22 protein-coding genes are annotated in these 26161 nt (G+C 64.7%); 16 read left to right on the forward strand and 6 right to left on the reverse strand.

Annotated elements, in window-relative coordinates; genetic code table 11:
* Window positions 1-73: 73 nt before the first annotated feature.
* Entirely contained in the window at window positions 74-208 is a 135-nt protein-coding gene (locus GC148_RS07300) for a hypothetical protein (protein WP_291069997.1), read from the reverse strand.
* Window positions 209-314: 106 nt separating this feature from the next.
* On the opposite strand from GC148_RS07300, the gene GC148_RS07305 reads away from it, so the two are divergent.
* The 3 genes from GC148_RS07305 to GC148_RS07315 are packed head-to-tail and all read left to right on the forward strand — an operon-like array spanning window position 315 to window position 3295.
* On the forward strand, window positions 315-887 hold the full coding sequence (locus tag GC148_RS07305) for a shikimate kinase (RefSeq protein ID WP_291069999.1): 573 nt from the start codon (window positions 315-317) through the stop codon (window positions 885-887).
* Entirely contained in the window at window positions 884-2014 is a 1131-nt protein-coding gene (gene aroB, locus GC148_RS07310) for a 3-dehydroquinate synthase (RefSeq protein ID WP_291070001.1), read from the forward strand. The genes GC148_RS07305 and aroB overlap by 4 nt, the downstream gene beginning before the upstream one ends.
* An 18-nt stretch (window positions 2015-2032) precedes the next feature.
* Entirely contained in the window at window positions 2033-3295 is a 1263-nt protein-coding gene (locus tag GC148_RS07315) for an HlyC/CorC family transporter (RefSeq protein ID WP_291070003.1), read from the forward strand.
* On the opposite strand, the gene GC148_RS07320 is transcribed toward GC148_RS07315, so the two are convergent.
* On the reverse strand, window positions 3296-3580 hold the full coding sequence (locus GC148_RS07320; RefSeq protein WP_291070005.1) for a BolA family protein: 285 nt from the start codon (window positions 3578-3580) through the stop codon (window positions 3296-3298).
* A gap of 31 nt (window positions 3581-3611) precedes the next feature.
* Here GC148_RS07320 and GC148_RS07325 point away from each other — a divergent pair, with 31 nt between their 5' ends.
* Both GC148_RS07325 and GC148_RS07330 read left to right on the forward strand, forming a co-directional pair.
* Complete coding sequence (locus GC148_RS07325) at window positions 3612-4235, forward strand: J domain-containing protein (protein WP_291070007.1); 624 nt, start codon at window positions 3612-3614, stop codon at window positions 4233-4235.
* Between the two features lie 118 nt (window positions 4236-4353).
* Entirely contained in the window at window positions 4354-5343 is a 990-nt protein-coding gene (locus tag GC148_RS07330) for a complex I NDUFA9 subunit family protein (RefSeq protein ID WP_291070009.1), read from the forward strand.
* 7 nt (window positions 5344-5350) lie between these two features.
* Here the strand turns inward: GC148_RS07330 and GC148_RS07335 are convergent, their stop codons facing one another.
* Window positions 5351-6202: an undecaprenyl-diphosphate phosphatase gene (locus GC148_RS07335; RefSeq protein ID WP_291070011.1), complete on the reverse strand. Its 852-nt coding sequence runs from the start codon at window positions 6200-6202 to the stop codon at window positions 5351-5353.
* Window positions 6203-6518: 316 nt separating this feature from the next.
* Here GC148_RS07335 and GC148_RS07340 point away from each other — a divergent pair, with 316 nt between their 5' ends.
* Both GC148_RS07340 and gltB read left to right on the forward strand, forming a co-directional pair.
* Entirely contained in the window at window positions 6519-7961 is a 1443-nt protein-coding gene (locus GC148_RS07340; protein ID WP_291070013.1) for an NAD(P)-dependent oxidoreductase, read from the forward strand.
* Between the two features lie 4 nt (window positions 7962-7965).
* On the forward strand, window positions 7966-12507 hold the full coding sequence (gene gltB, locus GC148_RS07345) for a glutamate synthase large subunit (RefSeq protein WP_291070014.1): 4542 nt from the start codon (window positions 7966-7968) through the stop codon (window positions 12505-12507).
* A gap of 10 nt (window positions 12508-12517) precedes the next feature.
* Here the strand turns inward: gltB and GC148_RS07350 are convergent, their stop codons facing one another.
* Both GC148_RS07350 and GC148_RS07355 read right to left on the reverse strand, forming a co-directional pair.
* Entirely contained in the window at window positions 12518-13423 is a 906-nt protein-coding gene (locus tag GC148_RS07350; RefSeq protein ID WP_291070016.1) for a DUF4349 domain-containing protein, read from the reverse strand.
* Between the two features lie 88 nt (window positions 13424-13511).
* Window positions 13512-15059: a carboxyl transferase domain-containing protein gene (locus GC148_RS07355; RefSeq protein ID WP_291070018.1), complete on the reverse strand. Its 1548-nt coding sequence runs from the start codon at window positions 15057-15059 to the stop codon at window positions 13512-13514.
* A 110-nt stretch (window positions 15060-15169) separates the two neighbouring features.
* Between GC148_RS07355 and GC148_RS07360 the strand changes: the two genes are divergently transcribed.
* The 4 genes from GC148_RS07360 to GC148_RS07375 all read left to right on the forward strand — a co-directional run bounded on the left by GC148_RS07360 (window position 15170) and on the right by GC148_RS07375 (window position 19067).
* Window positions 15170-15475 carry an SCP2 sterol-binding domain-containing protein gene (locus tag GC148_RS07360; protein ID WP_291070019.1) on the forward strand — a complete coding sequence of 102 codons (306 nt, stop codon included), beginning with the start codon at window positions 15170-15172 and terminating at the stop codon, window positions 15473-15475.
* 85 nt (window positions 15476-15560) lie between these two features.
* Entirely contained in the window at window positions 15561-16511 is a 951-nt protein-coding gene (locus GC148_RS07365; RefSeq protein ID WP_291070020.1) for an alpha/beta hydrolase, read from the forward strand.
* A 41-nt stretch (window positions 16512-16552) separates the two neighbouring features.
* On the forward strand, window positions 16553-18010 hold the full coding sequence (locus GC148_RS07370) for an AMP-binding protein (RefSeq protein ID WP_291070021.1): 1458 nt from the start codon (window positions 16553-16555) through the stop codon (window positions 18008-18010).
* A gap of 52 nt (window positions 18011-18062) precedes the next feature.
* The gene (locus tag GC148_RS07375) at window positions 18063-19067 is read left to right on the forward strand and encodes an NAD(P)-dependent alcohol dehydrogenase (protein ID WP_291070022.1); all 1005 of its coding nucleotides are present in this window, start codon (window positions 18063-18065) and stop codon (window positions 19065-19067) included.
* 25 nt (window positions 19068-19092) lie between these two features.
* Here the strand turns inward: GC148_RS07375 and GC148_RS07380 are convergent, their stop codons facing one another.
* Window positions 19093-20655, reverse strand: a complete 1563-nt coding sequence (locus GC148_RS07380) for a sodium:alanine symporter family protein (RefSeq protein WP_291070023.1) — start codon at window positions 20653-20655, stop codon at window positions 19093-19095.
* A 147-nt stretch (window positions 20656-20802) separates the two neighbouring features.
* Here GC148_RS07380 and miaB point away from each other — a divergent pair, with 147 nt between their 5' ends.
* From miaB to lnt, 5 genes are read left to right on the forward strand one after another with little or no spacing between them, the layout of a single operon-like run.
* Window positions 20803-22179: a tRNA (N6-isopentenyl adenosine(37)-C2)-methylthiotransferase MiaB gene (gene miaB, locus GC148_RS07385; RefSeq protein WP_291070024.1), complete on the forward strand. Its 1377-nt coding sequence runs from the start codon at window positions 20803-20805 to the stop codon at window positions 22177-22179.
* Window positions 22176-23150: a PhoH family protein gene (locus GC148_RS07390; RefSeq protein ID WP_291070025.1), complete on the forward strand. Its 975-nt coding sequence runs from the start codon at window positions 22176-22178 to the stop codon at window positions 23148-23150. Before miaB ends, GC148_RS07390 begins: the two co-directional genes overlap by 4 nt.
* Window positions 23151-23158: 8 nt before the next feature.
* On the forward strand, window positions 23159-23626 hold the full coding sequence (gene ybeY, locus GC148_RS07395) for an rRNA maturation RNase YbeY (RefSeq protein WP_291070026.1): 468 nt from the start codon (window positions 23159-23161) through the stop codon (window positions 23624-23626).
* Window positions 23619-24482 (forward strand): transporter associated domain-containing protein, encoded by an 864-nt coding sequence (locus GC148_RS07400; RefSeq protein WP_291070027.1) that lies wholly within the window; start codon window positions 23619-23621, stop codon window positions 24480-24482. Before ybeY ends, GC148_RS07400 begins: the two co-directional genes overlap by 8 nt.
* 6 nt (window positions 24483-24488) lie before the next feature.
* Window positions 24489-26132 (forward strand): apolipoprotein N-acyltransferase, encoded by a 1644-nt coding sequence (gene lnt, locus GC148_RS07405; RefSeq protein WP_291070028.1) that lies wholly within the window; start codon window positions 24489-24491, stop codon window positions 26130-26132.
* Window positions 26133-26161: the final 29 nt, after the last annotated feature.

Here is a 26161-nt window from a genome sequence, read left to right on the forward strand (position 1 = left end):
GATTTGGGGTTTCAGCGCGCACGAGTCGCTGCGTCAGGCGCCGTTTACCCTGAGGTTCACCGAAAGAAAGCGGCTAGAAAACGCCTTCGACGGGAATCCGGGTCTCGGTGTCCGGCGGCGGGTTCTTGACGGCCTGCTGCCCCAGCCACCACATGCCGCCCAGTGCCGCCACGAGGAGCACGACGAAGCCGATCAGGTATTTGCGCATGGATTTCTGCCCCGAAAGCTGATTTTGCGAGCGAATCCTGCCGCCCGAATGCGCCGTCTATGTGGCAGGTCTAGGACATGCGTGCAACGCCGGGTAAGAGAGAGACATGCCGGACGAAACTGACCCTTCAAGGCCCGACACGATAACGGGCCCCGCCTATGCCGGGCGCACGATCGCGCTTGTGGGGCTGATGGGCGCCGGGAAGTCGACCGTCGGGCGCCGGCTGGCGGAAAAGCTGGGACGCGCCTTCTATGACAGCGATGCCGAAATCGAGAAGGCGGCGGGCCTGTCCATCTCCGACATCTTCGCCCTGCATGGCGAGGCGGACTTCCGACGCGGCGAGAAACAGGTGCTCAAACGCCTGCTGGACCTGCCGCCGCATGTTCTGGCGACCGGCGGCGGGGCCTTCCTCGACGCCGAGACGCGCGCCGTCATGAAGGAGAAGGCGGTCAGCGTCTGGCTGAACGCCGATCTGGAGACGCTGTGGCGGCGCGTTCAGAAGCGCGACAACCGGCCCTTGCTGAAGCGCGCCGACGCCAAGGCGCACCTTTCCAATCTCGTGGCCGAGCGCCAGCCTTTCTATTCCCAGGCCGACCTGCATGTCCTGTCCAAGGACGGCCCGCACACCAATACTGTCAACGCCATCCTCAAGGCGCTGCAAACCTGGACGCCTGCATGACCCCGTCTTTGCCCCTGGAAACCGTTCGCGTCGCGCTGGACGCGCGCAGCTATGACATTCTCGTCGGCCATGGTGCCCTGTCGGCGCTGGGCGAGCGGCTGTCTGCGCTTGTCAAGCGCCCGCGCGCCTTCGTGCTGACGGATGAGACGGTCATGCGCCTGCACAAGCCGCGGCTCCAAGCGGCCGTCGCCAAGGCCGGCATCGCGCTCGACTGGCGTGCCGTGCCGCCCGGCGAGCAGACGAAGACCTTCGCGCAGCTGGAAGGCGTGCTCGACTGGCTGCTGGCGGGGGGGGCAGACCGGGGCGATGTGCTGATCGCGTTCGGCGGCGGCGTGATCGGCGACATGGGCGGCCTGGCAGCCAGCCTGATGAAGCGTGGCATGGGGTTTGTACAGGTGCCGACGACCCTGCTGGCGCAGGTCGATTCCTCCGTGGGCGGAAAGACGGGCGTGAACACGCCGCGCGGGAAAAACCTGGTCGGCGCCTTCTACCAGCCGCGCCTCGTGATCGCCGATACCGAGTTGCTCTCCACCTTGCCGGAACGAGAGCTCAAAGCCGGCTATGCCGAGATCCTCAAATACGGCCTGATCAATGACGCCCCTTTCTTCGCCTGGCTGGCGCAGCAGGGCAGCCGGGTGCTGGCGCTGGAGCCGGACGCTGCGCGGGAGGCAGTCGCGCGGTCGTGTGCCTCCAAGGCGGCGATCGTCGCCGAGGACGAGACTGAAACCGGCGTACGCCAGCTGCTGAACCTCGGCCATACGTTTGGCCATGCGCTGGAAGCGGCGAACGGCTATGGACCGGACTTGCTGCACGGCGAGGCCGTGGCGCTGGGCATGGCACTGGCCTTCCGGTACGGCGCAGAGCTGGGCGTCACCCCGGCGGCGGACGCCGCGCATGTGGCGAATGTCATCGAAGCCTCCGGCCTGCCGGTCAGCCTTGCCGGACGCGACCGCGCCCGGTTTACCGCCAAACGGCTTGCCGAACTTATGCAGCAGGACAAGAAGGCGCGCGGCGGCCGCGTTCCGCTGATTCTCGCCCGCGGCATCGGCGCCGCCTATATTCATCCGGATGCGGATCTTGCGTCCATCGAAGCCTTCCTCGACCGAGAACTCCTTGAAACAGCCTGAAGAGACCTTTTACCCGACATGATTGCCGGTTACCTGATTGCCATCGCCCTGCTGCTTTGCTTGTCTGGATTTTTTTCCGGCTCCGAGACGGCGCTAACGGCTGCCTCCCGCGCACGGATGCACCAACTGGACAAGGAAGGCGACAAGCGCGCCCGTGCGGTAAACCGGTTGCTGGCCAATCGCGAGGATTTCATCGGCGCGATCCTGCTGGGCAACAACCTCGTCAACATCCTGGCATCGGTTCTGGCTACGACGATGTTCACCGCGCTGTTCGGGCAGGGCGGGCTGGCGCTGGCGATCGCGACGGCGGTCATGACCATCACGGTGCTGATCTTTTCGGAAGTGATGCCGAAGACCTATGCGATCTCGCGCCCGGACAGTGTCGCGCTGGTCGTGGCCCGGCCCATCGGGCTTCTGGTGCGGGTCGCCTCATGGATCATCAAGCTGATCCAGTTCATCGTGAACTTCATCCTTTCGGTCCTGGGTCTCGGCACGCCGGCGAGACCTGTTTCGGCGGAAGAGGAGATCCGCGGGGCCATCGATCTGCACGCCATGGAAGGCGGAGTGGAACAGGAAGACCGCCTGCGCCTCGTCGGCGCGCTCGACCTGAAGGAACTTACCGTCGAAGACGTGATGATCCATCGCAAGAACATCCAGATGCTGAACGCCGATCTCGACCGGCGCCAGCTGGTGATGAAGGCGCTGGCCAGTCCGCACACGCGCCTGCCGCTTTACCGGGGCGAGAAGGAAGAGATCATCGGGATCCTCCATGCCAAGGACCTGCTGCGTGCGGCATTGCCGCTCGGAGGAGACCTTTCGAAGCTCGATCTCGACACGATCCTGCGCAAGCCATGGTTCGTGCCGGAGACGACGCCGGTGAAGGACCAGCTCGACCAGTTCCTGTCCAAGGGCCAGCATTTTGCGCTCGTGATCGACGAGTATGGCGAGTTGCAGGGGATGATCACGCTGGAAGACATCCTCGAAGAGATCGTCGGGGCGATCCATGACGAGCATGATGTCCAGATCCAGGGTGTGCGCGTGCAGGCAGACGGATCGGTGAATGTCGATGGCTGGGTACCGATCCGCGATCTCAACCGGGCAACCGGCTGGAATCTGCCGGATGAAGAAGCCGTCACCGTGGCGGGTCTCGTGATCCACGAAGCGCAGACCATTCCGGAGACCGGACAGAGCTTCGTCTTCTACGGCTACCGGTTCAACATCCTGCGCCGCGCCCGCAACCAGGTGACCGGGCTCAACGTGTCAAAGGCCGAAGTCAGTTGATCAGGGATTTGCTGCCGGCGCACTGGCCTTCAGCGCGAGGGCGTGCAGGCCGGTGTCGAATTCCTTCTGCAGCACCATCATGATGGTGCGCTGGATCTGAACCCGCGACAGACCTTCGAACGCTTCGGCGACGATCTCAACCGAATAATGCGTTTCGCCTTCGGGTGACGCGCCGGCATGGCCCGCATGTTTGGCGCTGTCATCGCTGACTTTGAGCGAAACCGGCGCGAAGGCTTCGGTCAGGGCCTCTTCAATTCGCGTCTGTCTGTCACTTGGTTGTGGCATCTTTAAGCGGTGCTCCCTATTATCACAGGCCATGTCCGACAGCGATCCCTTCCGCTACCGCGTTAAGTTCAAGGATATACGCGTGAAACCTCCCGCGGACGAGGCGTCGCGTGAGCGCGCCAAGCAGACGCGTGTGTGCGACGAACCGGGTTGCGATCTGGAAGGGGCCCATCCAGCGCCGCGCCGGAATGGCAAGGGACGGCATTTCTTCTGCGAGCAGCACGTCTCCGAATACAATCGCCGGTTCAACTTCTTCGAAGGCATGAGCGAGGCCGAAGCTGCCGCCTTCGTGCGGTCGGAGCGCTATGGACACAAGCGGACCTGGCGGTTCGGCAGCGGGCCAGTGGGCGGCAAGCGCAGCGCGCAGGTGCATGATCCGCGCCGTTGGGCCGGACGCGGCTTCTTCGATCTGGATGACATGCCGGCCGCCGAAGCCAATGTCGCCAAGCACCGTTCCAGCCTGCAGGTGCGGGCGCTGCGCGAACTCGACCTGGAGCCGGACGCCGCGCCGCCAGAGATCCGGGCGCGCTATGCCGAATATGTCCGGCGTTTCCATCCGGACTCGAACAAGGGCGACCGGTCCAGCGAGCACAAGCTGCAGCGCGTGATCCGGGCCGGCAAGCTGCTGAAGGCCTCCGGCCTGATGCGGTCCTGACGGGCCTGCCGCGCGCGCCGCGCATGCCGCATGGACAGGGGCAAGGTTCCTGTGGTCAAAGGCGACTGAATCTGGCAATCGCGGCGCCTGTAAGGGCGGCCGGCAAGAGGCATCGGGCATGAGCAAGGGATTGGTCACGGTTTTTGGCGGGTCGGGCTTCATTGGCCGCTACACCGCCCGGACTCTGGTGGAGCAAGGCTGGCGCGTGCGCGTCGCCTGCCGCAGGGTCCACACTGCGATTGACGTACGCCTCGCCGGACCGCCGGGCTGGGTCGATATCGTGCAGGCCAATGTGCGTGATCGCGCCTCGGTCGACCGGGCGCTGGACGGCGCCGATGCGGTGATCAATCTCGTGGGCATCCTCTACGAAAGCGGCAAGCAGACCTTCACAGGCGCCCATGTCGATGGCGCGGCCCTCGTGGCGGAAGCGGCAGCGGCCAAGGGCATCACGCGGTTCATCCAGGTCTCGGCCATCGGCGCCAGCGAAACCTCGAAGTCGCCCTACGCGAAGAGCAAGGCGGCCGGTGAGGCGGCGGTGCGTGAGGCGATTCCCACCGCGACGATCCTGCGCCCGTCCATCGTGTTTGGGCCGGAAGACGATTTCTTCAACCGCTTTGCCGGTATGGCCCAATCGGCACCGATGCTGCCCGCCATCGGCGGCGGCAAGACGAAGTTCCAACCGATCTATGCGGGCAATGTCGCCGAGGCGATTGCGGCCGCTGTCAGTTCAGAGGCGGCCGACGGCAAGACCTTCGAACTGGGCGGGCCGTCGGTCTACACGTTCAACGAGCTGTTCGACGTGATCCTGAAAACCATCGACGAGAAGCGTTTCAAGATCGGTCTGCCGTTCTTCATCGCCCAGCCGCTCGGCTACCTGGCCGGCGCGGTGTGGCGGTATATGCCGCCCTTTTCGTGGGGCATGCTGGGCGGCCCGCCGGTGACCGGCTCGCAGATCGAACTGCTCAAGACCGACAATGTGGTGGGCGAAGGCGCGCTGACGATTGCTGATCTCGGCGTCACCGGGCTTGAAACGGTCGAGGCGATCGTGCCGCGCTACCTGTGGCGCTTCCGCAGCTACGGCGAGTTCCACAAGCCCAGCGAAGCCTGAGACAGGCTCAGACGACCGGCACCGGCATCATTGCGATGAGGGCGATGCCCAGCAGGATGCGGTAGGCGACGAAGGGCAGGAAGCTCATTCGGCGCACCAGCGACATCAGGATGTAGATCGCGACCAGGCCGGACAGGGCCGAGCCGATGCCGATCGCAATGGCTTCGGAGGCAGTGACCGTGACGGAGCCGACTTCGCTGCCGAAGAAGAATTCCGCGATCATGTACAGCCCGACCGCCGAGAGGACCGGCGCGCCGACCAGCATGCCGAACTTGGCAGCGTCCGGCCGTGAATAGCCGAGGGCCCGCGCGGTGGTCATGGTGATGCCGGACCGCGAGGTGCCGGGCAGGACGGCTGCGATCACCTGGACCGCACCGATCATCATCGCATGGACAGGCGTCAGGTCGTCGAGCGTGCGGGTACGCTTGCCGAACATGTCGGCAAGGCCGAGCAGGATGCCGAAGCCGATCAGCGGGATGGCGACGCCGTGCACCGAACGGACGGCCGCGTTCATCTCGTCGGACACAAGAAGCTTGGCGGCGGCGAGGCCGACGATGGTCAGCGGCAGGGAGGCGAGCAGGTTCATCGCCAGGCGCTCACCGGAGCTGAGCGGGCGTTTTTCCTTCAGCGCGGCCGGAAGGGCGAAAACGCCGAAGATCGCCTCGCCGATCTCCTTGCGGAAATAAATCAGCATCGAGGCGACCGTGCCGAAATTGGCGACCGCGTTGATCAAGAGCTCGTCCCGGCCGACATAACCGAAATAGTCTGCCGCGATCAGCACGTGGGCGGAGGAGGAGACCGGCAGCCATTCCGTGATGCCTTGGACGATCGAGATGATGAGGATCTGGAGAAGGGACATGGACCGGGCACCGCTGACAGCAAACAGTTCTGCCCTTAGCGCAGAAAGGTGAACGATTGAATCGTTTGCGGCTGCGCCCGATGTGAAAACCCCGCAGGGCCGGCTGGCCCATGCCCTCAGAAATCCAAATATCAAAATGATACTAGATTTTTGACAAGCAGCTGCAAATTGTATTCCAGCACACAGAAAATGGCCATTAAGATATCAATATGGTATTGTTCTCTGAAATCGCACTTGGCGTGTGGGCGGCGGCGCTCTAACAGCAGGGCTCCGCGTGCGCCCATGTGGGATTGTGCGACGACAGGGAGAAGCCGGTATGGCGGAGCGTATGCTGCAATTCACGAAAGTGTCCCGGTCGATGCCGGACAAGCGCCCTGCGCCGGTGCGCGCGGCCGATTTCGATGAGATCTATGCAGACTTCTCGCCCGAGGCCGCGCATGCGCAGGCCAGCCGCTGTTCGCAATGCGGCGTGCCGTTCTGCCAGCAAGGTTGCCCTTTGCAGAATAATATTCCGGATTGGCTGAAGCTGGCGGCAGAAGACCGGCTTGAGGAAGCCTGGCGCGTTTCCTCGGCCACCAACAACATGCCGGAAATCTGCGGCCGTATCTGCCCGCAGGACCGGCTGTGCGAAGGCATCTGCACGATCGAGCAATCGGGCCATGGCACGGTGACCATCGGTTCGATCGAGAAATACATCACGGACACGGCCTGGGCCGAAGGCTGGGTCCAGCCGATCAAGCCGCCGCGCGAACGTACGCAGTCGGCTGGCATCATTGGGGCGGGGCCGGGTGGCCTTGCTGCGGCGGAGCAGCTGCGCCGCAAGGGCTATCAGGTCACAGTGTACGACGCCTATGACCGGGGCGGCGGCTTGCTGATGTACGGCATTCCGGGTTTCAAGCTGGAAAAAGATGTCGTCGAGCGCCGCATCGCGCATCTCGAAGCCTCCGGCATCACCTTCAAGTTCAATACCCGCGTCGGCAAGGACGTGAAGCTTGCGGCCCTGCGCGTCGAGCATGACACGCTGCTGATCGCGACGGGCGTCTATGCCGCGAAGGATCTCAAGTGCCCGGGCAGCGGCTCTGACGGCGTGCTGGCCGCCCTCGACTATCTGACCGCCTCGAACCGCAAGGGTCTTGGCGACGAGGTTCCCGGATTCGACTCCGGCGACCTGAATGCCGAAGGCAAACGCGTGGTTGTGATCGGCGGCGGCGATACGGCGATGGACTGCGTGCGCACCGCCATCCGCCAGGGCGCGAAATCAGTGACCTGTCTCTACCGGCGCGACCGGGCCAACATGCCGGGCTCGCAGCGCGAAGTTCAGAATGCGGAAGAAGAGGGTGTCGTGTTCGAATGGCTCGCCAATCCGGAAGCCATCCTCGACACCAAGGCGGGCAAGGTGAAAGCCGTGCGCGCAAGCCGGATGAAACTGGGCGAACCGGATGCATCCGGCCGCCAGAGCCCGATGAAGACGGGCGAGACGTTCGATGTAAAGGCAGACCTTGTGATCAAGGCGCTCGGCTTCGATCCGGAAGACCTGCCGCAACTGTTCGATGAGCCGGCCCTGACCGTGAACCGCTGGGGCGCCGTGCGGGTGGATTATGCGACGATGCAGACGAGTCTGCCGGGCGTTTATGCCGCCGGCGATATCGTGCGCGGGGCCTCGCTTGTGGTCTGGGCGATCAAGGATGGCCGCGATGCGGCAGAAGCGATGCACAAGGCCATGAAAGCCATGGCGTCTGACCGAGTGGCGGCGGAGTAAGTTGATGAGCGAATACGTAAAGCAGTACGAAGCCAACCGTCAGAAACTGATCGACGGCCATGCCTATAATCCGGAAGACGAGAAGGACGCGTGCGGCGTCGGCCTCGTTGTCTCGCTCGACGGCAAGCCGAAGCGCGAGATCGTGGCCATGGGGATCGCGGCGCTCAAGAATGTCTGGCACCGCGGCGCCGTGGACGCCGATGGCAAGACCGGCGACGGCGCCGGTATCCGTCTCGACGTGCCGCAGGATTTCTTCCGCGAACATGTGAGCCGAACGGGCCATACGCCGACCGATGACCGGATCTGCGTCGGGCAGATCTTCCTTCCGCGGACGGATTTCGGCGCGCAGGAGGCCGGCCGCACGCTGGTCGAGCGCGAAGTGTTGCACTTCGGGTTCTACATCTATGGCTGGCGCCAGCCGCCGGTCGATGTTTCGGTGATCGGGCAGAAGGCGAAGGATACGCGCCCCGCCATCGAGCAGATCATGTTCCGCGACGCGCGCGGCCGTAGCCCGGAAGAGCTGGAACGTGCGCTGTACATCTGCCGCCGCCGCATCGAGCGCCGCGCGCGCGAGATGGCTATCCCGTCCTTCTATGTGTGTTCGCTCAGCCACAAGTCGCTGATCTACAAGGGCATGTTCCTGGCGGCTGACATCGACAATTTCTATCTCGACCTGCGCGACGAACGGTTCATCTCGGCCTTCGCGATCTACCACCAGCGCTATTCGACCAACACGTTCCCGCAATGGGCGCTGGCCCAGCCGTTCCGCATGATCGCGCACAATGGCGAGATCAACACGCTGCGCGGCAACAAGAACTGGATGAAGAGCCACGAGATCCGCATGGTCTCGGAGGCTTATGGAGAGCATGTCGACGACATCAAGCCGATCATCCCGGACGGCACATCGGATTCTGGCGCGCTCGATGCGGTGTGGGAACTGCTCTGCAAGTCCGGCCGCCCGGCGCCGATGGCGAAGGCGATGCTGATTCCGGAGGCCTGGTCGAAACGCGAATCGGTGATGCCGACGGCGCACCGCGCGCTCTACGACTATTGCAACTCGGTGATGGAGCCGTGGGACGGTCCGGCGGGAATTGCGGCCTATGATGGCCGCTGGGCTGTCGCGGGGCTTGACCGCAACGGCCTGCGTCCGCTGCGCTATGCTCTGACGACGGACGGTATCCTGGCGGTGGGATCCGAAACCGGCATGTGCCCGCTCGGCAATCACGAGATTGCAAAACGCGGCTCGATCCCCGCCGGCGGCATGATCGCGGCCGACCTGAAGACCGGCAAGTTCTACGAACACCGCGAGATGGTCGACTATCTCGCGGCGCAGGCGCCGTATGAGGAGTGGCTGCAGGCGGTGACCGAGCTCGAGCCGGAAATCGGCCCGGGCCCGGAGCCTGTGCTGTTCAACCGCGAAGACATGCTGCGGCGCCAGACGGCAGCGGGCTATTCGCTGGAGACGTTGGAACTGATCCTCGCGCCGATGGCGGAGAGCGCCAAGGAAGCAATCGGGTCGATGGGCGACGATACCGCGCCGGCCGTCCTGTCTTCGGCCTTCCGCCCTATGAGCCATTTCTTCCGGCAGAATTTCAGCCAGGTCACCAACCCGCCGATCGATCCGCTGCGCGAAGGCCGCGTGATGAGCCTGCGCACACGGTTCAAGAACCTCGGCAACGTGCTCGATACGGACAAGTCCCAGCAGGAGATCTTCGTACTGGAGAGCCCTGTGCTCACCACCGGCATGTATGACCGCCTGCTGACGCGGCTCGGCCTCGGCACCGAGATCATTGACTGTACCTTCGCGGCCGAGGACGTCACGGCGGCGGAAGGGGAGGCGCTCAAGGCAGCGCTGGAGCGCATCCGGCGCGAAGCAGAGGAAGCCGTCCGCGCGGGCCGCGAGCACATCATCCTGACGGACGAGAACCAATCGGCGAGTCGGATTGCCGTGCCGATAATCCTTGCAACCGGCGCGGTGCATTCGCACCTCGTTGCGCAGGGCCTGCGCACCTTCTGCTCGATCACGGTGCGTTCGGCCGAATGTCTGGATACGCACTATTTCGCCGTCCTCGTCGGCGTCGGAGCGACCTGCGTCAACGCCTACCTCGCGCAGGATGCTATTGCGGACCGCCACGCGCGCGGCCTGCTCGGCGACATCACGCTCGGCCAGGCGGTGAAGAACTACAAGGAAGCGATCGAGGCGGGCCTTCTGAAAATCATCTCCAAGATGGGCATTTCGGTCATTTCGTCCTACCGGGGCGGATACAATTTCGAGGCGCTCGGTCTCTCGCGGGCGCTGGTGGCGGACTATTTCCCTGGCATGTCGAGCCGCATTTCCGGCCTTGGACTTGCGGGCCTTGAGGAGAATGCCCTTGCGCGCCACCAGAAGGCGTTTGACGAAGACGTCATCTCGCTTCCGGTCGGCGGGTTCTACCGGCTGCGCGCGTCGGACGAACTGCACGCGCTCGACGGCACGCTGATCCACACACTGCAGGCGGCCTGTGACCGCGGCGACTATGCGATTTATCGCAAATATGTCGACGCCGTGCACGCGCGCGACCCGATCCAGCTGCGCGACCTCCTCGACTTCAAGGCGGCCCGCCCGCCGGTGCCACTGTCGCAGGTCCAGTCGATCAACGAGATCCGCAAACGGTTCGTGACCCCTGGCATGTCGCTCGGCGCGCTGTCGCCCGAGGCACACGGCACGCTGAACGTCGCGATGAACCGGATCGGCGCAAAGTCCGTGTCCGGAGAAGGCGGGGAAGACCGGGCGCGCTACCGGCCGCTGCCGAACGGCGACAACATGAACTCTGCGGTCAAGCAGATCGCGTCGGGCCGCTTCGGCGTCACGGCCGAATACCTGAACGAATGCCGCGAGATCGAGATCAAGGTGGCCCAGGGCGCCAAGCCCGGCGAGGGCGGCCAGCTTCCGGGCTTCAAGGTGACCGAACTGATTGCGAAGCTGCGCCATGCCACGCCCGGCGTGACCCTGATCTCGCCGCCGCCGCACCATGATATCTACTCGATCGAAGATCTGGCCCAGCTGATCTATGACCTGAAACAGATCAACCCCGATTGCCGTGTTTGCGTGAAACTCGTCGCCCAGTCCGGCGTCGGCACGGTCGCGGCTGGTGTGGCGAAGGCGAAGGCGGACATCATCCTGATCGCCGGCGGTGTGGGGGGCACGGGTGCCAGCCCGCAAACCTCGATCAAGTATGCCGGCCTTCCGTGGGAGATCGGCCTGGCGGAAGCGCATCAGGTGCTGTCGCTGAACAACCTGCGCGACAAGATTACCCTGCGCACGGACGGCGGCCTGCGGACAGGGCGCGACATTGTCATCGCGGCGATGCTCGGCGCGGAAGAGTATGGCATCGGCACAGCCTCGCTGGTGGCGATGGGCTGCATCATGGTGCGCCAGTGCCACTCGAACACTTGTCCGGTCGGTGTCTGCACGCAGGACGAGGCGCTGCGCGCGCACTTCTCGGGCAATCCCGAAAAGGTCGTGAACCTGATGAGCTTCATCGCAGAGGACGTGCGCGAGATCCTGGCTTCGCTCGGCCTGAGCTCGCTGGACGAAGCGATCGGGCGCACCGACCTGTTGAAGCAGGTCAGCCGCGGCGCCGCCCATCTCGACGACCTCGATCTCAACCCGCTCCTCGTGCAGGTCGATTCCGAAGCGCCGGTGGTCTACAAGCCCAACCGCCGCGAGCCGGTGCCCGACACGCTCGACGCACAGATCCTGCGCGATGCCGAACCCTTCTTCGAGCGCGGCGAGAAGATGCAGCTGGAATACGGCGTGCAGAACACGATGCGGGCCATCGGCGCGCGGGCAAGCTCACGCATCACCCGCAAGTTCGGCATGCAGTCGCTGCCGGAAGGCCGGCTGCACATCCGGCTCGAAGGCTCGGCCGGCCAGTCGCTCGGCGCGTTCAGCGTGCAGGGCCTGCTGCTGGAAGTGCTGGGCGATGCGAACGATTATGTCGGCAAGGGCCTGTCCGGCGCGACCATCGTGGTCACCCCGCGTCCGCGCGACCGGCGTACGGCGCTCGGCGATGCGATTATCGGCAATACCTGCCTGTATGGCGCAACCGCCGGCAAGCTGTTCGCGGCCGGCACGGCGGGCGTGCGGTTTGCCGTGCGCAACTCCGGTGCGAAGGCGGTGGTCGAAGGCTGCGGCGCGAATGGCTGCGAGTACATGACCAATGGCCGCGCTGTGATCCTCGGCCCGGTCGGCGACAATTTCGGCGCCGGCATGACGGGCGGGGCGGCGTTCATCTGGGATCCGTCGGGCCGGTTCGAACAGGTCGTCAATCCGGACTCGATTGACTGGTATCCGCTGGCCGACATGCCGGAAGAGCATATCGGCGAGGCGAAAGCCCTGATTGAAGAACATGCGCGGCGCACCGGCTCCGTGCGCGGCAAGGACCTGATCGACAATTGGGAGACGACCCTCAGCCAGATGCTGATGATCGTGCCCAAGGAAATCGCATCGCTGCTTCTGGCCCGGAAAGTTCCGGCGAAGAAGAAGCAGGCCGAACGCGCCTGACCCTCCGGGGTCAGGCCGACGGTTTCTTGCGGCGGATGCGCGGCCAGATCAGGCGCAGCCAGATCCAGAGCAGCGCGCCGATGAGGATCAGCCAGGGCAGCCCCACCGCAAAGGCGGTGACGACGGCTGCGATGGCGCTCGCCAGGTTGTAGAAGAAGTTGCCGAACGCGTCGCCGAGCGGCGAAAGCGCGCCTTGCGAGACCGGGTTGCGCTTCGTCTCATAGCTGACCGACAGCTGGCTCATGTCGACCCGCACGCGCAAGGCGGCAAGGCTGGACTTGAGCGAGTCGATCTCGCCATTCACGCGGGCCAGTTCCCGCTCGGTTTCGAGAACATCCTTCAATTCACCGGGCCGGCTTTCGAGCAGCTTTTCCAGACGCCCGCGCAGCGTCTCCTGAGCCTTGAGCCGCGCATCGGTGTCGATGATGGACACGGTCAGGTCTTCGGCCGTGGTCTGGCGCGTCGTGATCTCACCCTTGGCGGCCGAAGCTTCGGCTTCGACCCCGCTCAGGAAGGCCTCGATCCAGGCCGGTGTGGCGCGCAGGTTGAGGGATGCGGAGGCTTCGTCCTCGGAATAGGCGTTGAGCCAGGAGTTGGTGATAATGCAGACGGACGGCCCCGCCTTGTTGCAGGCGTCGATATGGCCTTGCATGGTCGGCTCGATGGCCTTGACCGGCAGGCGCATTCCGATCGAGTGCATGTAGGCGATGTATTGTTCCTGCCCCGGCTGGACGGACCCGTCGCTGGCGCCTTCTCCGCCGATGGCGGACTCTTGCGCTTCGTACATGGGCTCGGCCATTTTCATGGCCGCTTCAGGCGCCATCGCCGGGCTGGATTCATAGCCGCGGTTCGGTGCGCCGCAGGCCGCAAGCATGAGTGCCGATGTTCCGGCAGCCAGCAGATGTCTGAGTTTCATGGTATGGTCCTCCCCAGATGGGCATTCACGCATCATCGCCCGTAAAATGGCAAGAGGTTGCCCGAACCGGGGTGAGTTTGCGTGAGGATCAGGGCCGGAAGGTGACGCGCCGCTCGCCGGGCGTGAGGACACGCTGCGCGTGGTGGATATAATCGACCAGAAGCGCGCGGGTGTCGCGCGGGTCGATGATCTCCTCGGCGAGGAAGCTCTCGGCCGTCCGGAAGGGCGAACGGATCGCTTCGAACTTGCGGTAAAGCTGGGCTTTCAGCTCTTCCGGATTCTCCGCTTCCGACAATTCCTTACGAAACGCCGCCTCGATCCCGCCTGCCATCGGCAGCGAGCCCCAGTCGCCGCTGGGCCAGCAATAGCGCCACTTGGTCTTCGACTGGTTCATCATCGCGGACCCGGCCAGACCGTAAGCCTTGCGGATCACCACCGAGCAGACCGGCACGTCAGCCTGATAGACCGCCGTCATGGCGCGCACGCCGGCGCGGGTGACGCCGGCCGTCTCGGCTTTCACGCCGACGGCGAAGCCGGGGCAATCGACGAAGTGAACCACCGGCAGGTGGAAGGTCGAGCACAGGTCCATGTGGCGGGTGACCTTGTCGCAGACATCAGCCGTCCAGGCCCCGTCCAGGAAGAAGGGATCGCCGGCCAGGATGCCGACCGCATAGCCATCGATCCGGGCGAGACCTGTGACGATGCCGCGGCCCCAGTCATGGCCGATCTCGAAGAAGCTGCCCTGATCGACCGCAGCCTCGATGATGCGGCGCGGCTTGTAGGGCGTGCGCCCGTCCTTCGGCACGATCGAGAGCAGGCTCTCTTCCCGCCGTTTCGGATCGTCCGTCGGCGGACGGCGCTCCGGAATCTCATGGATGGAGGAAGGCAAGTAGGACAGGAACCGCCGGGCCGCCGCAAATGCGTCAGCTTCCGAATCGACGACATTGTCGACCGTGCCGTTCTGGGCCTGGATCTTCCATCCGCCGAGTTCTTCCTTGGTGACATTCTCGCCCAGCGCGATCGCCACCGGCGGCCCGGCGACGAAGACCTGGCTGAGTTCCTTGACCATCACGGAGAAGTGACTGGCGGCCACGCGCCCCGCGCCCATGCCTGCGCAGGGGCCCAGTGCCAGCGACACGAACGGCACTTGCGACAGGCCGTGCACGATCTCGTTCCAGCCCGGCGTTTCGGGAATGTAGGTGCGCGGGTCCTTCTCCAGGCTCTTGACCGAGCCGCCCCCGCCTGTGCCATCGATCATCTGAACCAGGGGCATCCGGTATTCGGTCGCCATCTTGATCATCTGGACCATCTTCTGCCAGATCGACGCGTCCGAGGCCCCGCCGCGCACGGTGAAATCGTCGGCAAGGATCACCACAGGCCGGTTTTCGAGCCGCGCCCGGCCGGTCACGGAGGTAGACGGCGTGAAGGCTTCGAGCGTGTCGTCCGGCCCGTAGACCGCCTTGCCGGCGATCTTGCCGATTTCATGGAAGCTGCCGGGATCGGCCAGGAAGGCGACACGTTCCCGTACCGTCAGCTTGCCGCGCCCGCGCTGGCGTTCAACCGGCTCATCGCCGCCCATCCGTTCAGCCAGGCGCTCGCGCCGGCGCAATTCTTCGATCGACTTTTCCCAACTCATGATTTGCAGGTGATCGCCTTGCCGTTGGGCGCGTCAAGGGAATCTTCTTGCTCCTCGCGTTCCGGTTTGCTTTATCCCTGCCAGACCCAATTCCAAGGAGGATCACCCGGATGGATCTCGCAGAACTCACCGCTCGCGCGTCTGCTGCCATGGCAGGCGGCAGCGATTTCAAGAAAAAAGTCAAATTTGACTTCGGCAGCGTCGGCAAATTGCTGATCGATGGCGTCAACAACACCGCCAACAATTCGGACGATCCGGCCGATGCGACGATTTCGGTGAACTGGGATGACTTCGCCAAGATCGCGTCGGGCGCCATGGATCCCACGATGGCCTTCATGCAGGGCAAGTTGAAAGTGGCCGGCGACATGTCGGTCGCCATGCAGCTGCAGAGCCTCATGAAGAAGCTCGCCGGCTGAACCTGCCCGCCCGTCAGGGCTTGACCTTGAAGGCCGCCCGGAGACAGCTTCGGGCGGCCTTTCATTTTTTAGCAGGAGGCGCGACATGGCTGACACGCAGTCGAGACCGTCCGAGTTTGTCCATGTGAAGAACAATCCGGCGCCGGGCGGCGCCCGGGTCGTCTGGTTCAAGGGTGCCTCAGGCCGGTCCCTGCGTACCTGTCTTGCGCCGGCCCTGTCGGCGTCCAAGCCCCGCGGCACGGTCATCGTCTGTCCGGGCCGCACCGAATTCATCGAGAAATATTTCGAGGTCGGCCGCGAACTCCAGAAGATGGGTTTTGCGGTCCTGATCCTCGATTGGCCGGGGCAGGGCCTGTCCGAGCGTCTGCTCGAGGACAGCAAGAAGGGCCATATCGACCGGTTCGAGACCTTCATGGGCGCGCTGGCGCGGGGTCTTGAGACGTTCAACGACCAGTTGCCCCAGCCGCGCGTCTGCCTCGCCCATTCGATGGGCGGCGCCATTGCGCTGGCGGCCATCGCCCAAGGACTGGTGAAGGTCGATGCGGCCGCCTTCTCGGCGCCGATGTGGGGCCTGAAGTCAAAATTCTTCGGCATGAGCTATCTCGTCTGGGCCATGCGCGCGACCGGCCGGTCGGGCGACTATGCCATTCAGCCGGGACCGGCGGAGCGGTTCGAGAACAATATCGTCACCCACGACAAACGGCGCTGGGAGATGCAGCGCGATCTGATCGAAGCAGCGCCGGATCTCGAGCTCGGCCCGGTCACCTGGGGCTGGCTCGGCGCGTCGCTGGACATCCTCGCCACCTTCACCAAGCCGAAGGCGCTGTCGAAAGTCACGATCCCGGTCTTCGTGGCTTCGGCAGGGGAGGAAAAGCTGGTCGACAATGCCTCGCATGCGGAGATCGCGCGCCGCCTGAAGGATTGCGAGCACATCACCGTCGAGGGCGCGATGCACGAAATCCTGATGGAGACTGACGACCGGCGCGCGGAGTTCTGGTCCGGCTTTCAGCGCCTGCTGAAGCGCGCGGGCATCTGAACATCAGCCTACAAACAAAAACACAGGGGAGGCCAAACTGCATGTCACTCATTTCGCTTTCGCGCATCATCGCGCACTGGACAGCGATCCAGCCGTCCTGCGCGGCGCTCGTTCACGAAGGCCACTCGGTCACCTGGGCGCAGCTTGAGGCGCGCACCAACCGGCTGGCGCGCGCCTATAAGGCGCTGGGCGTCAAACAGGATGACTTCGTCACCATCGCGCTGCCTAACGGCATCGAGTTCTTCGAAGCTTGCCTTGCGACCTGGAAAGCAGGCGCCACGCCGCAACCGGTTTCGGCCCGCATGCCGAAATTCGAGCGCGACCAGATCGTCGAGGTCGGTGAACCCAGCCTGGTGGTCGGTGTCGAGCCCGGCGAATATGCGCCGACCGCCTGCCTGCCGGCGGGCTATGTTCCTGATGCATCGCTCTCCGATGCTCCGCTCCCGGAGGTCACGGCCGCCAGCTACAAGGCGATGACGTCGGGCGGATCGACCGGCCGGCCCAAGCTGATCGTGTCGAAATCGCCGGCCGCGGCCGATCCGGACCTGCCGCTACTCAACATCGAGCAGCAAGGCTGCATGCTGATCCCCGGGCCGCTCTATCACAACGGCCCCTTCCTCTGGGCCATGACCGCGCTGTTCAAGGGCTGCACCGTCGTCGTCACGACCCGGTTCGACGCCGAGGAAACGCTTCGCCTGATCGAGGCGCACAGGGTCGACGTGATCTATACGGTACCGACCATGATGCGGCGCATCTGGGCGCTGCCGGAAGAAGTGCGCACGAAGTATGATGTCTCCAGCCTGAAGGCGCTCTGGCATCTCGCGGCGCCGTGCCCGCCCTGGCTGAAGGAATGCTTCATCGAATGGCTCGGCGCTGAAGTGATCTGGGAACTCTATGGCGGCACGGAAGGGCAGGGCTCCACGACCATTCAGGGTACGGAGTGGCTGACCCACAAGGGGTCTGTCGGCCGGCCGGTCGAGACGTGCGAAATGAAGGTGGTGGATGAAAACGGTGCGACGCTGCCGCGCGGCGAAGTCGGCGAAGTCTTCATCCGTCCGCTGGCCGGCGCGGGCACCACCTACCGCTATATCGGCGCGGAAGCCAAATCGATCGAAGGCGGCTGGGAAAGCCTGGGCGACATGGGCTGGATGGATGCCGAAGGCTACCTCTATCTGACCGACCGGCTGTCGGACATGATCCTCGTCGGCGGCGCCAACATCTACCCGGCCGAAGTCGAGGCCGCGATCGACGCCTTTCCGGGCGTGCGCTCCTCCGCCGTCATCGGCCTGCCGGACGAAGACATGGGCGCGCGCCTCTACGCGGTGGTCGACCGGCCGGAAGGACCGGCCGATCCGAAAGCGATGGAGGCCCATCTCGCGGAACGGCTGGTGCGCTACAAGATCCCGAAACAGTTCGAATACGTGACCGAGCCGGTGCGTGATGATGCCGGCAAGGTGCGGCGCAAGGCGCTGCGCGAGGCCCGCCTGGCCACCTCTTGACTTCCCCTAGGGCGCGCCACCTCCCGTAGGCCACAAACAGGAGGAACGTTCCATGAAAGTAGCAGCCGTCAAGAAACCCGGCGGGCTCGACAAGCTCGTCATCGAGACTCGTCCGGACCCCAAGCCGAAAGCCGGCGAAGTACTGGTCCGCGTGCGGGCGAGTTCGCTCAACTATCACGACTTTGTCGTTGTGCTGGGCGGCATCCCGACCCCCGACGGGCGCATCCCCATGTCGGATGGCGCCTGTGAAGTGGTCGCCGTCGGCGAGGGCGTCACGAAATGGAAGGTGGGTGACAAGGTCATCTCGCTCTTCTTCCCCAGCTGGCAGTCCGGCCAGATCGAAGCGGCCGGGTTCGCCAGCGTGCCGGGAGACGGCGCAGATGGATTCGGCGCCGAGCTCGTCGCCGCACCCGAAACGGCCTTCACGCGCATGCCGGCGGGCTGGTCCTTCGAGGAAGCTGCAACGCTACCCTGCGCGGCGCTCACCGCCTGGCGGGGCATGTTCGTGGAAACCCGCACCAAGCCCGGCGACTGGGTGCTCGTCCAGGGCACCGGCGGCGTCTCTATCTTTGCGCTGCAGTTTGCCAAGGCGGCCGGCGCGCGGGTGATCGCCACATCCTCCTCCGACGAAAAAATGGAGAAGCTGAAGGCCCTCGGCGCAGATCATGTGATCAACTACAAGACGACGCCGGAATGGGGCAGGAAAGCGTTTGAGCTGACGGGCGGGCGCGGCGTGGACGAGGTCGTCGAAATCGGCGGCCCGGGCACCATGGCCCAGTCGATCAATGCCTGCCGACCGGGCGGCCACATCTCGTTGATCGGCGTGTTGACCGGCGTCTCCGGCGAGGTGCCGACCGCCGCGCTCTTCTCGCGCAATATCACCCTTTCGGGCATTACGGTCGGCTCACGCCGCCATCAGGAAGACATGGTCGATGCGCTGGACGCGAGCGGCATCCGGCCGGTGATCGACAGCACCTTCCCGCTGGACCAGATCGCCGCCGCCTTCGCCCACCAGGCCAGCCAGAAGCATTTCGGTAAGATCGTCTTGACGATCTAGGTCCCGCGGCAGCGGAGACGCCGGCCTATTCGGCCGGTGTCTCCGCCACGCCGAGGGCTTTCGCCTTTTCTGACAGCGGAATCACGCTCTCGCCATTTTCCGTGTCTGGATCGCCATTTGCCCGGTGGATGGCGATCACCACGCCCGAAAGGGCCAGGATCGCGATCAGGTTCGGGAAGGCCATCGCCGCATTGGCGATATCCCCGAACAGCCAGACGAAGTTCACCTGCGCGATCGCGCCGATGAAGATGATCACACACCAGAGATAGCGGAACGGCTTCGTGGCCCATTCCCCGATCAGGTAGGTCACGGCCTGTTCGGCATAGTAGGACCAGCCGATGATCGTAGTGAAGGCGAAGAGCGTCAGGCAGAGCGTGACGATCCAGCCGCCCACCGGGCCGGGCAAGGCATCGGTGAAGGCATGATTGGTCAGCGTGGCCGGGTTGACGCCTTCGGCCAGCCAGAGGTGCGAGGTCGTCTCGCCGAGGCCGGCGGCGACCATCGCCGGATCGGCCAGGAACTTCGCAGAGGTTTGGAACGATCCTTCCGCCGTGATGATCACCAGGGCCGTCATGGTGCAGATCACCAGCGTATCGACGAACACGCCGATCATGGCGATCTCTCCCTGCGTCGCAGGGTTCTTCATTTGCGAGGCGGCGTGAGCGATGGGCGCTGAGCCCTGTCCGGCCTCGTTGGAGAACAGGCCGCGCGCGATTCCGAAGCGGATGGCGGACAGCACGGCATAGCCGGCAAGGCCGCCCGCTGCCTGCTGCAGACCGAAGGCGGACGAGAAAATCATCCCCAAGGCGTGCGGCAGTTCCTGGACGTTCAGGCCGAGCACCACAAGGCACATCGAGACGTAGACGATCGCCATCGCCGGCACGAGTTTCTCAGCGACGCTGCCGATCGACTTGATCCCGCCGATGATGATGACGAACACGAGGGCCGCAACGATCACGCCGATCAGCCAGGTCGGCGCGTTGATGCCGAAGGGGCTGAGTTCGGAAACGATATTCTGGGTCATGCCGTTGGCCTGGACCATGCCGCCAGTCGCCGTCGCAGAAAGGATCGTGCCGATACAGAAGAGGATCGCCAGGAACTTCCAGTGTTTGCCGAGACCGTTGGCGATATAGTACATCGGGCCGCCATTGAGGCGGCCATACTCGTCGCGTTCGCGGAACTTGATGGCCAGCGAGCTTTCGGCGAAGGCCAGCGCCATGCCGAAGATGGCAGTGATCCACATCCAGAACACGGCTCCCGGTCCGCCCAGCGTGATGGCGGTCGCCACGCCGACGATGTTGCCGGTGCCGACCTGGCCAGACAGGGCGGTCGTCAGCGCCTGGAACGGCGTGATGGCGCTCGGGTCACCATTGCCCTTGCGACCGGCCCAGACCTCGCCCATCGCGGGCAAAAGGCGCACCACCGGGCGAAAGCCGATCCGGATCATGAAAAACAAGCCGGTCCCCAGCAACAGAACGGCAATCGGCCCGAACGGCAGGACGGACTGGCCGTCCCATTCACCGGCCCAGATAAAGCCGCTGACATTGTTCACGCCGTGCTCCAGCGCTGGATAGATCGTTTCGAACATGTGTAAGGGCCTCCCCGGCGCCAATCGTGTCAATTTGGGGGCACCCTAACCGCGTTTGCCGGCGTGTGAAGGCGTTCACTGCCTTGAGCCCGCCCGAATGGCGGAAGGTTCTTTCAGCCTGCCCGCATTTGAGGCATAAGCCGCCCGATGAGTGCTGCCCCCGACGCGAAGCCGTTAAAAGGCCTGTTTATCAGGACCCACGGCTGCCAGATGAACGTTTATGACTCCGAGCGCATCCGCGATGTGCTGAAGCCGCTCGGCTATGCACCCGTGGACGCGCCCGAAGGCGCCGACCTCGTGGTGATCAACACCTGCCATATCCGTGAGAAGGCGACCGAGAAGGTCTATTCAGAGCTCGGCAAGCTGAAGCGCATGAAAGAGGCGTCCGGTGGGCGCATGACCATTGCGGTCACCGGCTGCGTGGCCCAGGCCGAGGGCGCAGAGATCATCCGCCGCCAGCCTGCGGTCGATCTTGTGCTGGGACCGCAAGCTTACCACAAGCTGCCGGAAATGATCGCCCGGGCCAGCCGCGCGGTCGGCGACCGGCTCGAAACCGAGTTCGATACGGTCGAGAAGTTCGACGCCCTGCCCAAAACGCGCGATCCGGACGGCCCCACGGCTTTCGTCTCGGTGCAGGAGGGTTGCGACAAGTTCTGCACCTTCTGCGTGGTGCCCTACACGCGCGGCGCCGAGATTTCGCGCAATGTCGATGATGTCGTGGCCGAAGTGCGCGACCTTGCGGGCAAGGGCGTGCGTGAGATCACGCTGCTCGGCCAGAACGTCAACGCCTTCCATGGTCCGGCTCCGCGCCTTGAGGGCGGCGAGGACTGGACGCTCGGCCAGCTCGTGCGCCACCTCGCACGCATCGGCGGCATCGAGCGCATCCGCTACACCACCAGCCATCCGCGCGATATGGACGACGACCTGATCGCCGCCCACGGCGATACGCCCGCCATGATGCCTTTCCTTCACCTGCCGGTTCAGTCCGGCTCGGACCGGATCCTGAAGGCGATGAACCGCGGCCATACGGCGGACCAGTACCGGGACATCATCGCCCGCGTGCGCGCTGCCCGTGCGGATATCGCCATCGCATCGGACTTCATCGTCGGCTTCCCGGGTGAGACCGATGCCGACTTCGAGGCAACGATGCAACTGGTGCGCGATATCGATTACGCGATTGCCTATTCGTTCAAGTATTCCGCCCGGCCGGGCACGCCGGCAGCCGAGATGGCGCTGCATGTGCCCGAGGACGTGAAAGACCGGCGCCTCCAGGCTTTGCAGGCCTTGCTGCGCGATCAGCAGACCGCGTTCAACCGCGCACAGATCGGCCGCACGATACCGGTCCTCGTCACGGGGAAGGGGCGCAATGAAGGCCAGATGCACGGCCGTTCGCCCTATCTGCAGGCCGTCCATTTCGACGGCACCGAAGCCCAGCTGAACCAGCTCGTCGATCTCAGGATCGTCGATGCCAGCCTCAATTCCCTCACCGGCGAGCTTGTCCGGGTCTGCGAGCCCGCTCAGTGAGCGCGAAACGTCCGCAGACCCCCGAGACTGTAAGCCGTGTCTACCCGGTCAACCAGGCCGAGCGCCTGCGCGACCTGTGCGGCCCGCACCATCGCAACCTCACCCTGCTGGAGACGCGGCTGAAGCAGTTTGGCCTGCGCGCCGAAAGCCAGGGGGGCGGCATCCGTCTGGATGGCACTGAAGAAGGCGTGTCGATGGCCGAAGCGGCGCTGGCCGAATTCGAACGGCGCCTGCGCAACGGATCGGAAGCCAGCGAGATGGAACTCGACGGCGCGCTTCAGGCGGCGATGTCGCCGTCGCAGTCCTTCAATGCCCTGAAAGGCCTGCGCAAACCGGTCACCGCGATGACGCGCGGCCAGGCGCGCTATATCGAACTCCTGTCCCAGCCGGACAATGCGCTGGTCTTCGGCGTCGGTCCCGCCGGCACGGGCAAGACCTTTCTTGCGGTGGCCACCGGGGTGGCCGAGTTGCAGGCGGGCCTGCGACAGCGCCTGATCGTAACGCGCCCGGCGGTCGAGGCCGGCGAGAAGCTCGGCTTCCTGCCCGGTACGCTGGAGGAGAAAGTCGATCCCTACATGCTGCCGATCTGGGACTCGCTGCGCGAGCTGATGGGTCAGGAACAGATGGAACGGCGCATGACGCGCGGTGAGATCGAAGTGGCCCCTATCGCTTTCATGCGCGGGCGTACACTGAAGAACGCCTTCGTCATTGTCGATGAAGCGCAGAACACGACCGTCGCGCAGATGAAAATGGTGCTGACCCGGCTTGGCCGGGACAGCCGCATGGTCGTCACCGGCGACCCGGACCAGGTCGACCTTCCCGGCAACCAGCCTTCCGGCCTCAAGCATGCGCTGAAGATCCTCGAACCGGTCGAGGGCATCGTCACCCACCGCCTGACCGCCGCGGACGTTGTGCGTCACGGCCTCGTCAGCCGGATCATCGATGCCTACGCCGCAGCAGGCGAGAGCTGAGCGCGGCCATGATTGACCTTGCCTTGATCGTGGAAGGGGAGGCCTGGCCCGCCCTGGGCGATCTCGACGGCCTCTCGCGGCGCGCCTTTGCCGCTGCCGCCGCCGAGGAACCGGCCGAGGGTCTCGTCTCCCTGCTGCTGACCGATGACACGGAACTTCAGCAGCTGAACCGCGACTTCCGCGGCAAGGACAAGCCGACCGATGTGCTCTCCTTTCCCGCGCTGCCGATGGACCGGCCGCTGCTCGGCGACATCGCCGTGGCCCATGGGGTGGCGGCGCGCGATGCAGCCCTCCAGGGCAAAAGGCTGGAGGATCATCTCGCCCATCTGCTCATTCATGGTTATCTTCACCTTCTCGGACATGACCATGAAACGCCCGACGAGGCGGCGGTGATGGAGGCGAAGGAGATCCGGGCGCTTGCCTCGCTCGGTATAGCCAATCCATATCTGCTCTGCGACACAGGCCCCAATGAGTGATTCTGATTCCTCCGACGCCCCGTCTACCGGCCGGATACGCGGTCTCTTCGGGTTCCGCCGCAAGCCGACAGCGGCCGAAACCGCCGCTGTGGCCGAAGCGGCAAAGGAAGACGGCGCCCCCCAGGTCATGCGCCTCGGCCTCGCCGAGTTCGAGAAGCTGCGCGTGTTCGACGTCATGGTCCCGCGTGCCGAGATCAAGGCGGTTGAGGCCGGCACGGAGTTCCCGGATCTCCTGAAAGTCTTTGCCGAAGTCACCCATTCGCGCCTGCCCGTGTTCCGCGAGACGCTCGATGACCCCATAGGCTTCGTGCACATCAAGGATGTCGTCAGCGAACTCGCCAAGGACACCCCGCCGCCCAAGCGCCCGCTGGAACGCCTGCACCGCGAAGTGCTCTATGTCCCGCCATCAATGAAGCTCACGGACCTGCTCGTGAAGATGCAGGCGACGCGCATCCATCTCGCGCTTGTTGTCGATGAGTATGGCGGCACGGACGGCCTCGTCTCGCTGGAAGATCTCGTCGAGGTGATCGTCGGTGACATCGAAGATGAACATGATGATGACGATCCGATGTTCATCCGCCGCAGCGCCCGGATCTGGGAAGTCGATGCGCGGATGGAGGTCGAGGAATTCGCTGAAGAATCGGGCATCGATCTCGGCCTCACCGACAGCGATGCTGAAATCGATACGCTGGGCGGCATTGCAGTTGCGTTGGCCGGCAAGGTGCCGCTGCGCGGCGAGGTGCTGCGTCATCCCGGCGGCGCGGAGCTGGAAGTCATGGAAGCCGACACGCGCCGCGTCCGGCGGTTGAAACTGCGACTGCCAGAACCCCCCGCGTCCGCGACCCCCGAGGAGTAGAGTTTCATGTCCACCGCTGTCCGCAGCCACGGCTTCACGGCTCTGGGGCCCTTGCACGAGTCGCTCGCGCGCCTCACCGGCTGGCCCGCGGCCGGCGCCGCCGCCCTGTTCGGCGCGCTTGCCGCCTTCGCTTTTGCGCCCTTCCATTTCAGCGCGGTGCTGGCGGTGTCCTTTCCGGCCCTCGTCTGGCTGATCGACGGCGCGCGTGCCCACAAACGCTGGGGCAGGGCAGTGGCGCTGCGCGGCTGGGCCTTCGGGTCGGGCTTCTTCCTCATCAGCATGCACTGGACGGCGATGCCCTTCCTGGTGAACCCGGCCGAAAGCCTGGCCTTCATCTGGCTGCCGCTGATCGTGCTCCCAGCCGGCATGGGTCTCATCTGGGGCGCCTGCGCGGCGATGGCGGGCGCGTTCTGGTCCGCCTCGCCGTCGCGCATCTTTGTCTTTGCCCTGTTCTTCGCCATCGCCGAATGGATCCGCGGCCACCTGTTCGGCGGCTTCCCGTGGAACCTGCCGGGAACGACCTGGATTCCCGGCGGCGCGCTGTCGCAAGCCGCGTCGCTTGGCGGTGTCTACTGGCTGACGCTGATCACCGTGTTCGTGATGGCGGCGCCTGCGGCGCTGGTGGACACGCGCGACGCGCGCGGCCTCGGCTTGCGCCTTGCGCCGTCCTTCGGGGCGGTGATCCTGCTCGCTTTCGGCTGGGCCTGGGGCGCAGAGCGCACGGCCGAGCGTTCGCCGCTGACCGATCAGTATGTCGTGGTGATGGATGCCGGCGTGCCGCAAGCGGAGTGGGACCGTCTGCCCAGCGGTCCGGTGCTCGGCGTCTATGTCAGCATGCTGAACTATCCCGACAGCAAGCCCGGCGACATCGTCGTCTGGCCGGAAGGCGCCGTGCCGGGTTTCCTGCTTCAGGAATCGGCCTCGCTGGATGCCATCTCTGCCTATATCGGCGAGCGCACGCTGATCGTCGGCGCGACGCGCTATGAATGGTTCACGGACGATACGCCGGTCTATTACAACAGCCTCGCCGTGCTCGATGCGAATGCCAACAAGACGGGTCCGATCTCGCTCTATGACAAGCACCGCCTTGTGCCCTTCGGCGAACTGGCAGCGGTGGACTTCATCCCCTTCGGGCGCGAATTCGCCGCGCTCCTGCCGCCTACCACGCAGCGCCTCGCCGCCTCCGGTTTCCGGCCCGGCGCCGGCGCGACCGCGATCGACACCGGCAGGATCCCGCCATTCGTGACGCTGATCTGCTATGAGGGCCTGTTCCCGGAGATCACCCGCAAGGCCAACCTCATCGACCGCGCGCAATGGATTGTGCTCGTCTCCAACGATGCCTGGTTCGGCGCCGGCATGGGCCCGGCCCAGCACTATGCGCAGAACAGATACCGCGCGATTGAAACCGGTCTGCCACTTGTGCGCGCAGCCAATCGCGGCATGTCCGGCATCGTTGATGGCTATGGCCGCGAAACCATGCGCACATTGCCTGCGGAGACCGCACCGGAAGGTTGGTCAACCACCTATGGCCGAGACCGGATTCCCGAACCGGCACCGCCCACTGTTTACCAAACCCGTCTGGGCGCGGGACTGTTCTGGTTCAGCCTCTGCCTCTTCGCACTACTGGCCTTCCTGAGCTGGAGGCGTTAAGTCCGTATCTTCGATGGCATCGCAGGCCG

It is taken from the genome of Hyphomonas sp., from assembly GCF_016125515.1.
Lineage (GTDB): Bacteria > Pseudomonadota > Alphaproteobacteria > Caulobacterales > Hyphomonadaceae > Hyphomonas.

Coding starts and splice junctions, on each gene's coding strand:
- GC148_RS07380 (WP_291070023.1), bottom strand. CDS start 20,655: ATGTTCGAAACGATCTATCCAGCGCTGGAGCACGGCGTGAACAATGTC.
- ybeY (WP_291070026.1), top strand. CDS start 23,159: ATGATTGACCTTGCCTTGATCGTGGAAGGGGAGGCCTGGCCCGCCCTG.
- GC148_RS07365 (WP_291070020.1), top strand. CDS start 15,561: ATGGCTGACACGCAGTCGAGACCGTCCGAGTTTGTCCATGTGAAGAAC.
- GC148_RS07335 (WP_291070011.1), bottom strand. CDS start 6,202: ATGTCCCTTCTCCAGATCCTCATCATCTCGATCGTCCAAGGCATCACG.
- GC148_RS07370 (WP_291070021.1), top strand. CDS start 16,553: ATGTCACTCATTTCGCTTTCGCGCATCATCGCGCACTGGACAGCGATC.
- GC148_RS07315 (WP_291070003.1), top strand. CDS start 2,033: ATGATTGCCGGTTACCTGATTGCCATCGCCCTGCTGCTTTGCTTGTCT.
- GC148_RS07325 (WP_291070007.1), top strand. CDS start 3,612: ATGTCCGACAGCGATCCCTTCCGCTACCGCGTTAAGTTCAAGGATATA.
- GC148_RS07400 (WP_291070027.1), top strand. CDS start 23,619: ATGAGTGATTCTGATTCCTCCGACGCCCCGTCTACCGGCCGGATACGC.
- GC148_RS07355 (WP_291070018.1), bottom strand. CDS start 15,059: ATGAGTTGGGAAAAGTCGATCGAAGAATTGCGCCGGCGCGAGCGCCTG.
- GC148_RS07360 (WP_291070019.1), top strand. CDS start 15,170: ATGGATCTCGCAGAACTCACCGCTCGCGCGTCTGCTGCCATGGCAGGC.
- GC148_RS07340 (WP_291070013.1), top strand. CDS start 6,519: ATGGCGGAGCGTATGCTGCAATTCACGAAAGTGTCCCGGTCGATGCCG.
- lnt (WP_291070028.1), top strand. CDS start 24,489: ATGTCCACCGCTGTCCGCAGCCACGGCTTCACGGCTCTGGGGCCCTTG.
- miaB (WP_291070024.1), top strand. CDS start 20,803: ATGAGTGCTGCCCCCGACGCGAAGCCGTTAAAAGGCCTGTTTATCAGG.
- GC148_RS07300 (WP_291069997.1), bottom strand. CDS start 208: ATGCGCAAATACCTGATCGGCTTCGTCGTGCTCCTCGTGGCGGCACTG.
- aroB (WP_291070001.1), top strand. CDS start 884: ATGACCCCGTCTTTGCCCCTGGAAACCGTTCGCGTCGCGCTGGACGCG.
- GC148_RS07330 (WP_291070009.1), top strand. CDS start 4,354: ATGAGCAAGGGATTGGTCACGGTTTTTGGCGGGTCGGGCTTCATTGGC.
- GC148_RS07375 (WP_291070022.1), top strand. CDS start 18,063: ATGAAAGTAGCAGCCGTCAAGAAACCCGGCGGGCTCGACAAGCTCGTC.
- GC148_RS07350 (WP_291070016.1), bottom strand. CDS start 13,423: ATGAAACTCAGACATCTGCTGGCTGCCGGAACATCGGCACTCATGCTT.
- gltB (WP_291070014.1), top strand. CDS start 7,966: ATGAGCGAATACGTAAAGCAGTACGAAGCCAACCGTCAGAAACTGATC.
- GC148_RS07320 (WP_291070005.1), bottom strand. CDS start 3,580: ATGCCACAACCAAGTGACAGACAGACGCGAATTGAAGAGGCCCTGACC.
- GC148_RS07305 (WP_291069999.1), top strand. CDS start 315: ATGCCGGACGAAACTGACCCTTCAAGGCCCGACACGATAACGGGCCCC.